Raw genomic sequence first — 15,452 nt, forward strand, 5'->3', positions numbered from 1 at the left:
CCTTTTCCATATTAATGTTCTAACCAATTAAATTCATTCCTATAAAATTACCTTTTTCCAAAGAATCAAAAATGACCTCTTCTGGATACCAAATCCGAAGAGGTCATTTTTAACCAAACTTTATTTCAAATGGTCAAACTTTGTTATAAACAATCAATATTTTTTATTAGACTACACTAGCATAAATGCTTAAACCTAATCCTATTCAACAGTCACCGATTTAGCCAAGTTACGTGGTTTATCCACATCACAACGACGGTGAAGTGCTGCATAGTAGCTAATTAATTGTAATGGCACTACAGATACAAGTGGTGTTAGTAATTCGTGAACATGCGGAATGACTAGACGGTCACCATCTTCATCAATGCCTGCCATTGCAATGATACAAGGATATGCGCCACGAGCTGCTACTTCTTTGACATTACCACGGATATTTAATCCTACTGATGCTTGAGTGACAAGTGCAAACACTGGTGTACCTTCTTCGATTAAGGCAATTGTTCCGTGCTTCAGTTCGCCACCAGCAAAGCCTTCTGCTTGAATGTACGAGATTTCTTTCAGTTTTAAGGCCCCTTCTAGGCTGACATAGAAGTCCATATTACGGCCAATGAAGAATGCGTTACGCGCGATTTTTAAGTAGTCTTCTGCAATATCTTCTAACACATCTTTTGAATCGATAATTGTTTGGATTCCATTAGCGGCAATCGCAAGCTCTTGTTTTAAATCAAATTCTAAGCCTTTACCATTTGCCTTTGCCGTTACATACGCTGCTAACGCAAGTACTGCTACTTGAGCAACATAAGCTTTTGTAGAAGCCACTGCAATTTCCGGGCCTGCATGTAATAACAATGTATGATCTGCTTCACGTGATAGCGTTGAACCAGGTACGTTTGTAATCGTTAATGTTGGATAGCCAAGCTCTTTAATTTTTACAAGTACTTGACGGCTGTCAGCTGTTTCACCTGATTGTGTAATAAAGATAAATAAAGGCTTTTCTGATAGTAATGGCATGTTGTAGCCGAATTCACTAGAAATATGAACCTCTACTGGGATACCCGCCATTTTTTCGAAATATTGTTTACCGATGAGACCTGCATGGTAGCTCGTGCCTGCCGCAATAATATATAAGCGATCCGCTGCTCTCAATGCCTCTAAAATCTCTGCGTCAATTGTTAAATCGCCATTGTCGCCTTCATATGCTTGAATAATTTTACGAATTACAGTTGGCTGCTCATCCATTTCTTTTAACATATAGTGAGGATAAGTTCCTTTTTCAATATCGCTCATATCAAGCTCCGCTGTATATGGTGCACGCTCTACTACAGAACCATCTAATTTTGTAATTTCGACACTTGCTTTGTGTACAATTACAACCTCTTTGTCATGAAGCTCCACGTATTGATCCGTTACTTGTAGCATAGCCATTGCGTCCGAAGCAACAACATTGAAGCCTTCACCAATACCTACTAAAAGTGGTGATTTATTTTTTGCAACAAAAATAGTATCTGTCGCTTCAGCATCTAATAATGCAAGGGCATATGAGCCATGTAATAGAGATAAAGTTTTACGGAAAGCTTCTGCTGTGCTAAGACCTTCTTTCACAAATAACTCTACTAATTGCACGATAACCTCTGTATCTGTATCAGATTTCATCGGAATGCCTTTTAAATATGTTTTTTGTAATAAATGATAGTTTTCAATAACCCCATTATGCACAAGTGTAAAGCGTCCTGATGCACTTTGATGTGGGTGAGCATTTAAACGATTGGGTACACCGTGTGTTGCCCAACGTGTATGACCAATTCCAATTTTTGCTGCAACTTCCTCGTCCACCGCTTCACGTAAGTCTGCAATACGTCCTTTTTCTTTAAAAACTGTTACACCTTCTTCATTACGTACTGCAATACCAGCTGAGTCATAGCCGCGGTATTCAAGCTTCTCTAAACCCTTTAATAAAATTTCCTTTGCATCTGATTCACCAATATATCCTACAATTCCACACATAAATTCTCGTCCTCCGATATTGTCAATTTCATGCAATGACAAACTAGACCTCATCCTATCGAAGTTTTTTGAATGTACGAGCGATGCTTTATTTTATATTTAAAATAAGCACTCCCTTACATGCAAGCCACCCACTCATTCAGCCAACTGATTAGAGTTTTTTCGATAGGTGAAGCTTCTTTGATTTATCTATTGCTTTTACTATACCTTCTCCATTTTCTGTACATTCAATCACTTAAATGCTTTCAAAATGAAAAATGACAATCGGGTATGTCGATTGGGAGGCATCCGCCGAATTTTCGATAAACCTCCACCTCGTCTGCTGAAGATCTTGTCGTCCGATTTCTTCAGCTCAGGCGCTATAATTGTTTTCCGATTTTGCGCTTTCTTTCCTCCTTAGCGCTCGTTAAAGGATAAGGTCGGACCTCGTCATCTTCAACTTCTCCATCATACTCAATCATATGCTATCCGTCAAATTTTCGTTATAAAAAACACCTAATCCCCATGCTTTTTCGTGACAAATATGTAGACAAATAATTAGTTGCTATGCTAAATAAAGCGGAGTAAATTCCACAAAAAGGCACAAGCAATTGACTGCTTGTGCCTATCTTTTATTTATTGTCTAATAATTTAACTATTTCTCTATTAAAGGCTGGAAGATCGTCTGGCGTTCTACTTGTTACGAGCTGCTTTTGACAGACGAATACTTCTTCATCATGGAATATTGCCCCTGCATTTTCTAAATCCACTTGAATGGATTTATAGCCTGTGGTATCACGACCATTCAGTGTCTTAGCTGTAATTAGCAGCTGTGGTCCATGACAAATAGCAAAGGTCGGCTTCATGTCATCCATAAAGGATTTTACAAATGCCACTACACGATCATCTGCTCGTAATATATCAGGTGAAAAACCACCAGGAATAAATAACGCATCAAATTCTGAGGCGTTTACTTCCTCAATTCCTTTATCTATTTTCACTGGCTCTCCATGTTTCCCCTTAACTTCCTTACCTGCTTCGGTATCAATTGTTACGAGCTGATGCCCAGCTGCTTCTAGAGCTTCTTTGGGGCTTGTAAACTCAATGTCCTCAAACATATCTGTTATCACTGTAGCAATTTTAGCCATATCAATTAAACACTCCTTGTTATTGTGACTCCTTACTACTGTTCCCCATCTCATTCATTTCAAACATTCTTTTTAAACAAGAAAAACTCGATTTTCTGTTATGGAAATCGAGTTTCTATATATTATTCTGCTAAGCCCATCTCCGCACGTACTACGTCCGCAATACGCTCAACAAAACGCTCACAATCTGTTTCTGTTGCTGCTTCTACCATTACACGTACAAGTGGTTCAGTCCCTGAAGGGCGCACTAGAACACGACCATTGCCGGCCATTTCTGCTTCTACCTCTGCAATGACAGCAGCCACCTTCGCATTGTCAGTCACAGCATGCTTATCTGTTACACGTACATTGACAAGACGCTGAGGGAAGATTTTCATTTCAGCAGCAAGCTCTGAAAGCTTTTTACCAGTCGCTTTCATAATGTTGACAAGCTGAATGCCAGTAAGTAATCCATCACCTGTTGTATTAAAGTCTAGAAAAACAATATGCCCTGATTGTTCGCCACCTAAATTGTATTCTTTGGCACGCATTTCTTCTACAACATAACGATCACCAACAGCAGTTTGTACACTTTGCATACCGTTGTCAGCAACAGCTTTGTAGAAGCCCATATTGCTCATAACTGTTGAAACAATCGTTTGCTTTTTCAAGCGTCCTACCGCATTTAAATACTTACCAATGATAAACATAATTTGATCGCCATCAACAATCTTACCGTTCTCATCTACAGCAATTAATCGGTCACCATCTCCATCAAATGCTAAACCAACATCTGCACCCTTTTCAGTAACAAATTTAGCTAGTCCTTCTGGATGTGTAGAACCTACACCATCATTAATATTTAAGCCTGTTGGAGAAGCTCCCATTGTAGAAATATCAGCTTCTAGGTCCGCAAATAAATGTGTAGCCAATGCTGATGTAGCTCCATGAGCACAGTCTAGTGCTACCAGGATACCATCAAATTCCTCATCCACTGTTTGCTTTAAGTATTGAATATATTTTTGACCACCTTCGAAATAGTCACTTACAGATCCTAAATCGGCTCCAATTGGGCGTGGTAGTGTATCCTCTTGTGCATCAAGCAACACTTCAATTTCCGCTTCTTGAGCATCCGTTAACTTAAAACCATCGGGACCAAAAAATTTAATGCCATTATCAGCAACTGGGTTATGTGAAGCTGAAATCATAACGCCTGCATCTGCGCTCATAATTCGAGTAAGGTATGCCACACCTGGTGTTGAAATAATACCAAGACGCATTACTTCTACCCCAATCGATAAAAGACCAGCAACAAGTGCACCTTCAAGCATCTCACCTGAAATACGTGTGTCACGACCAATTAAAACCTTTGGACGATCAGTTGCATCTTTTGTTAAAACATAGCCACCGATACGACCTAGTTTAAATGCAAACTCTGGTGTTAATTCACTATTCGCGACTCCACGGACGCCATCTGTTCCAAAATATTTACCCATTCTACTTATTCTCTCCTTCAATGCAAGACTGTGTCTCTTGAGTTACTATCGCCCAAAAGACACTTGTCCGCTTACTTTTGGAAAAGTCTGTTTTTATTCATTCATTCGGTAATTATTAATATCCCCTCAATCGATTTGTTGGTGACTCCTGTCCTAACTACTCACCAGCACAAACCACGATTGGATTTTGATTTAGAATCAAAATAAAATTATAGTCAGATATTGTTTAAGAATCAATATCTTCCGTTTCCTCAGATGATGTATTTTTATCAGTAGTAGTACTATCATCCGTCACATCTGGTTCTTCAGTTGGAGGTGGCGTTTCCTCTGTAGAAGCTGGTGTTTTCTGTTGTTCTTCTTGCTCTACTTTTGTAATATCTGCCTTCACTTTTATTTTCTTGTCAGATATTTTTGTCACACCATCTGGTAATTTTACATCAAATTCATAAGTTTGAGACTCAGTAATTTTTGACAGGTCAACTATAACTGGAATTTCTGTCAAACCGTCAATAATTGATTTTCTACCATACACTTTTATCATTCTTGGCGCAAATGTTAACGAATTGATCGTAATGTCTTGTGCTGCTTGCCCTGTTTCTTTCAGGACCACTGGAATTTCTCGACTATATTCTGCTATATCAACTTGAACCTTCACAGTTTCAGGCTCTATCGTCACATCTAACTTGTTTAGATCTCGATCCAATACTTTTACTGCCGCATCCTGCGAGAAGGATTGCTTCAAGCCTTGCTCACCTGCAACAGTAGCTTTTACATAGCTAATGCTTTCAATAGCACTTTTTGCACCTGTTACGTAAACGGTTGGTGGATCAGCAGTCATATCTTTTAAAATATAACCTTCTTCGATTAGTCTATTATTCATTTCAGGGTCCACTCGGAACTCTTTCGTGACCTTTTCCTCAATATTCACATGAATAGTTGCAGGGTCTAATGTAACCTTTAACTTATCAGAAATATTTTCGTATTGTAGCTTTACATCATGCTCCCCAATCAATAGATTACTTAAATCGACAAATACAGAGAAATCTTTTGTAGCTCTTGTTTTTATAACAACAGGCATTGGCCCTTTTATCTTCACATCTACTGTTTCAGGTAAGCCTGTGACAATCAGATTTTCATTATCATAGTAAACATCTACTGGCACATCTCGAATAATATCCGTCTGTTCAGTCGTTGTTGTTGTATTGATTGGAGATAACTCGGTACGAACTGAGAAAAAAAGCAAAAATGCCAAAAATAGCGCTATGATTCTTAATACCCAAGGGCTATCCATCATTTTATCCATTCTTTTTCCCCCTCCAAGTCAACTTAGAGGCAGCATTTGACTCTTGTGCTGAACCGAACCACATTTTTCGTAATAGTGTTTCAAACTCCTCTAGAGAAAGATTACGGTGGAGATTACCATTTAACGTAATACTAATTGCACCTGTTTCTTCTGAGACAACAATTGTAATAGCATCCGTAACTTCACTTAAGCCAAGTGCAGCACGGTGACGTGTCCCTAACTCCTTTGAAATAAATGGACTTTCAGATAGGGGTAAATAACAAGCTGCTGCTGTAACTTTATCTTTTTGCATAATAACCGCTCCATCATGAAGTGGTGTATTCGGTATAAAGATATTAATCAGCAGTTCTGATGAGATTTCAGCATTTAGTCCTATACCCGTTTCAATATATTCATTAAGGCCTGTTTCTTTTTCAATAGAAATTAACGCACCGATTCGACGTTTAGCCATGTAACTAACAGACTTCTTCATCGCCTCAATGAGCCTTGTTTGTTCTTCTTCTTCTTGACTTGATGAACGCTGGAATAGCTTTCCTCGCCCAATTTGTTCTAAACCACGTCTGATTTCTGGTTGGAATATGATAATAATCGCTAAGAAACCAAACTCAATGACCTGTTGTAACATCCAGCCTAGAGTTTGTAACCCTAAAAGGTCTGTTGCAAGTCGGGCAATAATAATGACAAATATTCCCTTCAGTAATTGGACAGCCTTCGTACCTTTAATGAGGGTTAAGACTTTATAAACAACGTACCACACGAGCAGTACATCAATGAAGTTAATAACAATATTCACAGGTGTTAAATCCGTGAAATGTTCGATAATTTGCACGTGGCATCCCCCACTTTTCATTGCGAATCCATACACATTCAAGTATATCACATTCTTAACAAATGTAACTTTTTTCAAATAAAAAGTCTACTCATAAGAGTAGACCTTTCAGCCTCTCACGTGCACTATTTTTTAGGACGTATAGAGTGTTATTTAGTTTCATCTTTTTCCTCAAATGTCATGGCCGTTTTTACAGAATTTTTAATCGTATACCATAACCATTCAAATACTTCGTCAATTTCCTCAATTTTGCCTGAAACTACCGCTGAAGACGCCATATATTGCCCGTTAATTACTGTGACATTGCCATCAACTTCACCTTCAACAACCAAATCACCATTTTTAACAACAATATCGCCCTTCACTACTTCTCCTTCAGGTACAATCACCGTTTGACCATCAACAACTAAGTTCGGTTGTTTGGTCACTGAAAAATGCTGGTCATCCATAAAGCTACCCATCAATGTAGCACTCATGAATAAGCAAAATACTGCTGCTGCCACAAAGAACGGATGCCGGCGTATCCATTTTTGTATACCTACTCGACTTTTTGGTTTTGGTAAACGAGCCATCACTGCTGCTTCAAAATCCGGAGGCGCTGTAATATGGGAAGCACTCTTCACAAAGGCGATTGTTTCACTCAATTCTTGCATCAACTGTTTACAATCATTACATGTATGCAAGTGTTGTTTCAACTCTTGCTCATGCTCACGACTAATGTCACCGTCTAAATAATCATGCATATAGTCTATAATATGCTCTGGACAAGTATTCATGACGCTCCCCCTCCTACAGATTGTTTAATTGCTTACGTAATGCCTCACGTCCGCGGTGAATCCTCGTTTTCACCGTTCCAAGCGGCATATCTAAAATCTCGCTAATCTCTTGTAACGATAACTCTTCTATATATTTCAATACTATAACCGAACGGTATTTATCCGGCAATCGTCCAATTTCATATTGAATGCGATCTTGCAGCTCCATTTGCTCTAACTGCTCCTCTGGTAGCTGGTCGTCTGCTGCGATTTGCGAATACATATCAAGCCCTTCTGTACCAGCTACTTCTGCATCTAAATAATAATCCGGTTTCTTTTTGCGAATACGGTCAATGCAGAGGTTTGTCGCTATGCGATAAAGCCACGTCGAAAACTTTCTTTTCTGATCAAAAGTATGCAAATTCATATAAGCACGCACAAAAGCTTCTTGAGCAATGTCTTCAGACTCTTGTTTGTTGCCTAACATTCGATAGCATACTTGGTACAGTTTGTGCTGATAGAGACTCACAATATCGGCAAATGCGTTTTGATCGCCTTTAAGCACTTGTTTTATTCTCTTGTTTACTAACGCATCCATTGTGTTGACTTCTCCACCTTTACAACTGTCTTATACTATACGACCCATCGATAAGAAAAGTTTCGTTTTAATTCAATTATAACAAAAGATTTTTATGCAATGTGGCAACAGGCAATTTTTTGTCAAATTTTCTTTAAACTAGTGTCTCTCCGAATAAAGATCCCATTAATGCAACAGCCACATTTGCTGTTGTATTCTTCTCATCTAAAATTGGGTTTACTTCTACAAACTCTGCTGATGTTAGCATCCCTGATTCTTGTAACATTTCCATTGCTAAATGACTTTCTCGATACGTAATTCCTCCAGGAACGGGTGTACCAACTCCTGGCGTGTAAAGCGGATCTAAGCCATCTAAATCAAGTGATAGATGTAATCCATCAACATTACGTTCTTTCAAGTAAGCAAGTGCATCTTCCATGACACGCGTCATACCAAGTCGATCAATCTCGTGCATTGTATATACTTTAATCCCTTGTTGACGAATTAACTCACGCTCACCAGGATCTACTGAACGAGCTCCGATAATAATAACGTTCTCTGGTTTAATTTTCGGTGCATAATTACGAATTTGCACTAATCGCTCATGACCTAGTCCAATACTAACTGCTAATGGCATCCCATGGATGTTGCCAGATGGTGTTGTTTCAGGTGTATTTAAATCTGCATGAGCATCATACCAAATAACGCCAAGATTTTTATAATGCTCACCTAATCCAGCTAGTGTGCCAATAGCAATACTATGGTCTCCACCAAATACAAGTGGGAACTTATTTTGTTCTACTACTTCATGCACGCTATTAGCTAAAGCCGTGCTAACATCTACAACTTCCTCTAAATTCAGTAATTTCTCATCGACAGGTGCGTCTGCAAGTTTTTGACTGACACGAATATCCCCTTGGTCTTGTACTTCATGTCCAATAGCCTCCAAACGTTCCACAACGCCTGCATAGCGAATCGCGCTTGGCCCCATATCTACGCCACGACGTGTTTGTCCATAGTCTGTTGGTACTCCAATAATAGAAATATTAAATTTATTCATGTTTTTATACCCCCTAAAAGTTATAATATTATTGTAAAGCCTAGATACCACTTGGCTCAACTAGACAAAAAAGTGCATATTTATTCAATTTTTGATAACATAAAAAAATCTCCTACTGTTTTCAGTAAGAGATTAGTTATCTATAGTTATTATAACACTTTTGAATATACTTTATTCTAAAAAAGTGAGCCATGAAGGACTCGAACCTTCGACCCTCTGATTAAAAGTCAGATGCTCTACCAACTGAGCTAATGGCTCATCAAAGAAAAATGGCTGGGGTACTAGGATTCGAACCTAGGCATGACGGAATCAAAATCCGTTGCCTTACCGCTTGGCTATACCCCAATCATTTATAAAACTGGTGGAGGGGGACGGATTCGAACCGCCGAACCCTAAGGAGCGGATTTACAGTCCGCCGCGTTTAGCCACTTCGCTACCCCTCCGAAATAACACAATAATGGTGGAGGATGACGGGCTCGAACCGCCGACCCTCTGCTTGTAAGGCAGATGCTCTCCCAGCTGAGCTAATCCTCCATAGAAACAGGTGTTATATCACAGTTTATTTTTCTTTATAAAGCCTATGTTTTAAATGGTGACCCCTACGGGATTCGAACCCGTGTTACCGCCGTGAAAGGGCGGTGTCTTAACCACTTGACCAAGGGGCCAGTATCACGTCTCAAACAAGACAAGATTTATAATAACATCATTTCTTAATAGTTGCAATACTTTTTTATAACTTTTTTTATGTATAACAGCTTCTTAAAAATGGGCAAAAAAATGGCTCCGAAGGCAGGACTCGAACCTGCGACAACCTGATTAACAGTCAGGTGCTACTACCAACTGAGCTACTTCGGAACGATACTATTCACTTCGGTTTTAGACAACCTCTTAAGTACATTTATTATTATAGCAAGCATTATAAATTATGCAACATATTTTATGAAAATTTTTATATTTTTTGTCGAAGTAGGTTTAAAAATTAATCCAAAAGCATAATAGTTCTCTATTAAATCTAATATTTCTATTTTGCGTGCTAAATATTCTTGCTGTATATTATTGCAATTGTTAAAATAAAAATAGTTTTAAGAATTTTCTATCAAATTTCTTGGGGGAGGAATATTCGGATGGTAACAAATGATTTAATTGCACCTGAATTTTATAATATCACAGAGGAATTAGAAAAGTTTTCACAAGATAGTGATCGCCAAGCAATACGCTGGTTAAATACGCAACAAGAGAGACGAACAGTTTCCTATGTAGAGCTTGTCCAAAAAATGAATCAATACGCAAATGCTTTTACAGAGACAGGACTTCGAAAGGGAGATCGCGTTCTAGTTATTATTCCTCGCCTACCAGAAGCCTATTTTGTTTTTCTTGGCTGTTTAAAGGCTGGCATCGTGCCTATTTCATGTTCAGAAATGCTACGTGCAAGTGACTTAGAATATCGCATGGAGCACTCTTCTGCTAGTGCAGTTATTGCCTATGAAGCATTTACAGGTGAGGTTGACCAAATTTCTTCTACTGTAGACACATTAAAGAACAAATTAGTTATTGGTACTGCAAAAGGCGATTGGGCTTCTTTAGATGTACTGGCAAGCACACAGCCAACTACATTTACAGCAGTAGCTACTAAACGTGATGACATGGCGTTCCTTTCCTATACATCTGGGACAACTGGGAAACCTAAAGGTGTAGTACATTCACATGGCTGGGGATATGCGCATATTCGAACAGCTGCTTCAAAATGGCTCTGCGTACGTGAAGGCGACTTAGTATGGGCTACAGCAGCTCCTGGCTGGCAAAAATGGATTTGGAGCCCTTTCTTATCTACAATCATGCTCGGTGCTACTGCATTTGTTTATCATGGTGGATTCGATGCAAAAACGTACCTTCAGCTCATACAAGATGAAAAAATAAATGTCCTTTGCTGCACACCAACTGAATATCGTATTATGGCGAAAATTGATAATTTGCAAGACTATAATCTTTCATCCCTCCGTAGTGCAGTCTCTGCTGGTGAACCGTTAAATCGCCCAGTCATTGAAACATTTATGAATCGTTTCAGGCTAAAAGTACGTGATGGCTATGGACAGACAGAGAATACATTATTAATTGGTACACTCGAAAACACTGAATTACGCCCTGGATCCATGGGTGTTCCAACTCCAGGTAATATTGTACGTATTATCGACAATGAAGGAAATGAAGCACCTGTAGGAGAGGTTGGCGATATTGCCATCCACAAATCCTCACCAGCTCTATTTAAGGAGTATTACAAAGAGCCAGAACGAACGCAAGCTGCATTTCGCGGTGATTGGTATATTACGGGCGATCAAGCTAAATGTGATGAAGATGGGTATTTCTGGTTTGAAGGTCGTGGAGATGACATTATTATATCTTCTGGTTATACGATTGGTCCATTCGAAGTTGAAGATGCATTAAACAAACATGAAGCTGTACAAGAATGTGCAGTTGTTGCTGCACCAGATGAAATTAGAGGCCATATTGTGAAGGCCTTTGTTATCTTACGAGAGAGCTTCAAAGAGCGAGATGAAGTCGAGTTAACAAAGGAGTTACAAGAGCATGTAAAGGCGTTAACAGCACCGTATAAATACCCTCGTAGTATTGTTTTTATTGATGAGTTACCAAAAACAACATCCGGAAAAATTCGCCGCATTGAACTACGAGCTGCCACTGTTCAAACACATTAAATATCAAAAAAGAAGGCATTCCACTTAAGGCATGCCTTCTTTTTTATATTTTTATAAATCATCTCAATTTATTAGTTAGCTTAAGTAAAAAAAGCCACTACTGAGTGTATCAGCAGCGACTTTTTGCGCCTAGCGACGTCCTACTCTCACAGGGGGAAGCCCCCAACTACCATCGGCGCTAAAGAGCTTAACTTCCGTGTTCGGTATGGGAACGGGTGTGACCTCTTTGCCATCATCACTAGACTATGGTCGGCTTTCAATATACATCGCATTTCTTCGTCAGCTTCTGTCGTTCAGTCAGTCACGTACTTGAGTACGCTCCTTCCCTCTCTTTATTGCTTCCTCGAACTACTCGTATCTTGAAACCCTTCATAAAAGAAATTATTCTTTCAAAACTGGATAAACGGTTCATTGAATGGTTCAAACGTTTTGGTTAAGTCCTCGATCGATTAGTATTCGTCAGCTCCATGTGTCACCACACTTCCACCTCGAACCTATCTACCTCATCGTCTTTGAGGGATCTTACTTACTTGCGTAATGGGAAATCTCATCTTGAGGGGGGCTTCATGCTTAGATGCTTTCAGCACTTATCCCGTCCACACATAGCTACCCAGCGATGCCTTTGGCAAGACAACTGGTACACCAGCGGTGTGTCCATCCCGGTCCTCTCGTACTAAGGACAGCTCCTCTCAAATTTCCTACGCCCACGACGGATAGGGACCGAACTGTCTCACGACGTTCTGAACCCAGCTCGCGTACCGCTTTAATGGGCGAACAGCCCAACCCTTGGGACCGACTACAGCCCCAGGATGCGATGAGCCGACATCGAGGTGCCAAACCTCCCCGTCGATGTGGACTCTTGGGGGAGATAAGCCTGTTATCCCCGGGGTAGCTTTTATCCGTTGAGCGATGGCCCTTCCATGCGGAACCACCGGATCACTAAGCCCGTCTTTCGACCCTGCTCGACTTGTAGGTCTCGCAGTCAAGCTCCCTTGTGCCTTTACACTCTACGAATGATTTCCAACCATTCTGAGGGAACCTTTGGGCGCCTCCGTTACCTTTTAGGAGGCGACCGCCCCAGTCAAACTGTCCGCCTGACACTGTCTCCTGCCCCGCTAAGGGGCATGGGTTAGAATTTCAATACAACCAGGGTAGTATCCCACCGACGCCTCCTTCGAAGCTGGCGCTCCGAGATCTCTGGCTCCTACCTATCCTGTACAAGTTGTACCAAAATTCAATATCAGGCTACAGTAAAGCTCCACGGGGTCTTTCCGTCCTGTCGCGGGTAACCTGCATCTTCACAGGTACTATAATTTCACCGAGTCTCTCGTTGAGACAGTGCCCAGATCGTTACGCCTTTCGTGCGGGTCGGAACTTACCCGACAAGGAATTTCGCTACCTTAGGACCGTTATAGTTACGGCCGCCGTTTACTGGGGCTTCAATTCGCAGCTTCGCTTGCGCTAACCACTCCTCTTAACCTTCCAGCACCGGGCAGGCGTCAGCCCCTATACGTCACCTTACGGTTTTGCAGAGACCTGTGTTTTTGCTAAACAGTCGCCTGGGCCTATTCACTGCGGCTCTCATGCGCTTGCACGCTCAAGAGCACCCCTTCTCCCGAAGTTACGGGGTCATTTTGCCGAGTTCCTTAACGAGAGTTCTCTCGCACACCTTAGGATTCTCTCCTCGACTACCTGTGTCGGTTTGCGGTACGGGCACCTCTCACCTCGATAGAGGCTTTTCTTGGCAGTGTGAAATCAGGAACTTCGTCCATACGGACTCGCCATCACAGCTCAACGTTACAGTGTGCGGATTTGCCTACACACACGCCTTACTGCTTGGACGCGCATAACCAACAGCGCGCTTACCCTATCCTACTGCGTCCCCCCATTTCTCAAACGGTGAGGAGGTGGTACAGGAATATCAACCTGTTGTCCATCGCCTACGCCTATCGGCCTCGGCTTAGGTCCCGACTAACCCTGAGCGGACGAGCCTTCCTCAGGAAACCTTAGTCATACGGTGGACGGGATTCTCACCCGTCTTTCGCTACTCATACCGGCATTCTCACTTCTAAGCGCTCCACCAGTCCTTCCGGTCTGACTTCAACGCACTTAGAACGCTCTCCTACCACTGACATCGTAGATGTCAATCCACAGCTTCGGTGAATCGTTTAGCCCCGATACATTTTCGGCGCAGCGTCACTCGACCAGTGAGCTATTACGCACTCTTTAAATGATGGCTGCTTCTAAGCCAACATCCTGGTTGTCTGTGCAACGCCACATCCTTTTCCACTTAACGATTACTTTGGGACCTTAGCTGGTGGTCTGGGCTGTTTCCCTTTTGACTACGGATCTTATCACTCGCAGTCTGACTCCCGTGTATAAATATCTGGCATTCGGAGTTTGTCTGAATTCGGTAAACCGGGATGGCCCCCTAGTCCAAACAGTGCTCTACCTCCAGTATTCTCATCACGAGGCTAGCCCTAAAGCTATTTCGGAGAGAACCAGCTATCTCCAAGTTCGATTGGAATTTCTCCGCTACCCACACCTCATCCCCGCACTTTTCAACGTGCGTGGGTTCGGGCCTCCAGTAAGTGTTACCTTACCTTCACCCTGGACATGGGTAGATCACCTGGTTTCGGGTCTACGACCACGTACTATTTCGCCCTATTCAGACTCGCTTTCGCTGCGGCTCCGCCTTCTAAAGCTTAACCTCGCACGTAATCGTAACTCGCCGGTTCATTCTACAAAAGGCACGCTATCACCCATTAACGGGCTCTAACTACTTGTAGGCACACGGTTTCAGGATCTCTTTCACTCCCCTTCCGGGGTGCTTTTCACCTTTCCCTCACGGTACTGGTTCACTATCGGTCACTAGGTAGTATTTAGCCTTGGGAGATGGTCCTCCCGGATTCCGACGGAATTTCACGTGTTCCGCCGTACTCAGGATCCACTCAGGAGAGAACGAACTTTCGACTACAGGGCTTTTACCTGCTCTGGCGGACCTTTCCAAGTCGCTTCATCTAACTCGCTCTTTTGTAACTCCGTATTGAGTGTCCTACAACCCCAAGAGGCAAGCCTCTTGGTTTGGGCTCTTCCCGTTTCGCTCGCCGCTACTCAGGGAATCGATTTTTCTTTCTCTTCCTCCAGGTACTTAGATGTTTCAGTTCCCTGGGTCTGCCTTCAAGACGCTATGTATTCACGTCAAGATACTACGCGATTAAACGTAGTGGGTTCCCCCATTCGGAAATCTCCGGATCAAAGCTCACTTACAGCTCCCCGAAGCATATCGGTGTTAGTGCCGTCCTTCTTCGGCTCCTAGTGCCAAGGCATTCGCCGTGCGCCCTTAATAACTTAACCTAACGGCTTTCAATAAAAATATCGGAAACCTCTTAATGTTATTAAGCCTATAAAAAACTTAAAAAAAATAAATGTGTTTGTTACAATTTCAATGTCGTTTTATCCAGTTTTCAAAGAACAAAGCTACTGCCTGCTTCTACATCTCGCAGCTTTGCGACGAAAGCGTAGCGACAGGAGCACATAATTAGAAGTAATTCATTCAGAAGAATGAACCTTCAAAACTGAACGCAAAACGTAATCTTACAAACCCTAGG

Annotated in this window: 9 protein-coding genes, 6 tRNA genes and 2 rRNA genes; 1 reads left to right on the forward strand and 16 read right to left on the reverse strand. The window is 41.5% G+C overall.

Annotated elements, in window-relative coordinates; all coding sequences use genetic code 11:
• Window positions 1–201: 201 nt before the first annotated feature.
• From glmS to MHI04_RS21465, 14 genes are all read right to left on the reverse strand, one after another.
• A complete protein-coding gene (gene glmS, locus MHI04_RS21400) occupies window positions 202–2,004 on the reverse strand; it encodes a glutamine--fructose-6-phosphate transaminase (isomerizing) (protein ID WP_101967027.1) in 1,803 nt (600 codons plus the stop codon).
• 611 nt (window positions 2,005–2,615) lie between these two features.
• On the reverse strand, window positions 2,616–3,131 hold the full coding sequence (locus MHI04_RS21405) for a type 1 glutamine amidotransferase domain-containing protein (protein ID WP_342535185.1): 516 nt from the start codon (window positions 3,129–3,131) through the stop codon (window positions 2,616–2,618).
• A 122-nt stretch (window positions 3,132–3,253) separates the two neighbouring features.
• Window positions 3,254–4,606: a phosphoglucosamine mutase gene (glmM, locus tag MHI04_RS21410; protein ID WP_101967053.1), complete on the reverse strand. Its 1,353-nt coding sequence runs from the start codon at window positions 4,604–4,606 to the stop codon at window positions 3,254–3,256.
• A gap of 226 nt (window positions 4,607–4,832) precedes the next feature.
• Window positions 4,833–5,909, reverse strand: coding sequence for a CdaR family protein (locus MHI04_RS21415; protein WP_036128306.1), 1,077 nt, complete (start codon window positions 5,907–5,909; stop codon window positions 4,833–4,835).
• Window positions 5,902–6,738, reverse strand: a complete 837-nt coding sequence (cdaA, locus tag MHI04_RS21420; protein WP_089935020.1) for a diadenylate cyclase CdaA — start codon at window positions 6,736–6,738, stop codon at window positions 5,902–5,904. The genes MHI04_RS21415 and cdaA overlap by 8 nt, the downstream gene beginning before the upstream one ends.
• A 149-nt stretch (window positions 6,739–6,887) precedes the next feature.
• Window positions 6,888–7,514, reverse strand: coding sequence for an anti-sigma factor (locus MHI04_RS21425; protein ID WP_058845282.1), 627 nt, complete (start codon window positions 7,512–7,514; stop codon window positions 6,888–6,890).
• A 13-nt stretch (window positions 7,515–7,527) separates the two neighbouring features.
• The gene (sigW, locus tag MHI04_RS21430; RefSeq protein ID WP_004225410.1) at window positions 7,528–8,091 is read right to left on the reverse strand and encodes an RNA polymerase sigma factor SigW; all 564 of its coding nucleotides are present in this window, start codon (window positions 8,089–8,091) and stop codon (window positions 7,528–7,530) included.
• A gap of 133 nt (window positions 8,092–8,224) precedes the next feature.
• Window positions 8,225–9,130: an arginase gene (gene rocF / locus MHI04_RS21435; protein ID WP_342535186.1), complete on the reverse strand. Its 906-nt coding sequence runs from the start codon at window positions 9,128–9,130 to the stop codon at window positions 8,225–8,227.
• 185 nt (window positions 9,131–9,315) lie between these two features.
• Window positions 9,316–9,388: transfer RNA gene (locus tag MHI04_RS21440), tRNA-Lys, on the reverse strand.
• 12 nt (window positions 9,389–9,400) lie between these two features.
• A tRNA-Gln gene (locus tag MHI04_RS21445) sits at window positions 9,401–9,475 on the reverse strand.
• Between the two features lie 14 nt (window positions 9,476–9,489).
• Window positions 9,490–9,573: transfer RNA gene (locus MHI04_RS21450), tRNA-Tyr, on the reverse strand.
• Window positions 9,574–9,588: 15 nt separating this feature from the next.
• Window positions 9,589–9,664: transfer RNA gene (locus MHI04_RS21455), tRNA-Val, on the reverse strand.
• Window positions 9,665–9,720: 56 nt separating this feature from the next.
• Window positions 9,721–9,795, reverse strand: a tRNA-Glu gene (locus tag MHI04_RS21460).
• Between the two features lie 113 nt (window positions 9,796–9,908).
• Window positions 9,909–9,985, reverse strand: a tRNA-Asn gene (locus MHI04_RS21465).
• A 269-nt stretch (window positions 9,986–10,254) separates the two neighbouring features.
• On the opposite strand from MHI04_RS21465, the gene MHI04_RS21470 reads away from it, so the two are divergent.
• Window positions 10,255–11,841, forward strand: a complete 1,587-nt coding sequence (locus MHI04_RS21470) for an acyl--CoA ligase (RefSeq protein ID WP_036128909.1) — start codon at window positions 10,255–10,257, stop codon at window positions 11,839–11,841.
• A gap of 127 nt (window positions 11,842–11,968) precedes the next feature.
• On the opposite strand, the gene rrf is transcribed toward MHI04_RS21470, so the two are convergent.
• Window positions 11,969–12,084 (reverse strand): 5S ribosomal RNA (gene rrf, locus MHI04_RS21475).
• A gap of 186 nt (window positions 12,085–12,270) precedes the next feature.
• Window positions 12,271–15,198 (reverse strand): 23S ribosomal RNA (locus MHI04_RS21480).
• Window positions 15,199–15,452: the final 254 nt, after the last annotated feature.

Source organism: Lysinibacillus sp. FSL K6-1151 (assembly GCF_038630755.1).
GTDB lineage: Bacteria > Bacillota > Bacilli > Bacillales_A > Planococcaceae > Lysinibacillus > Lysinibacillus fusiformis_D.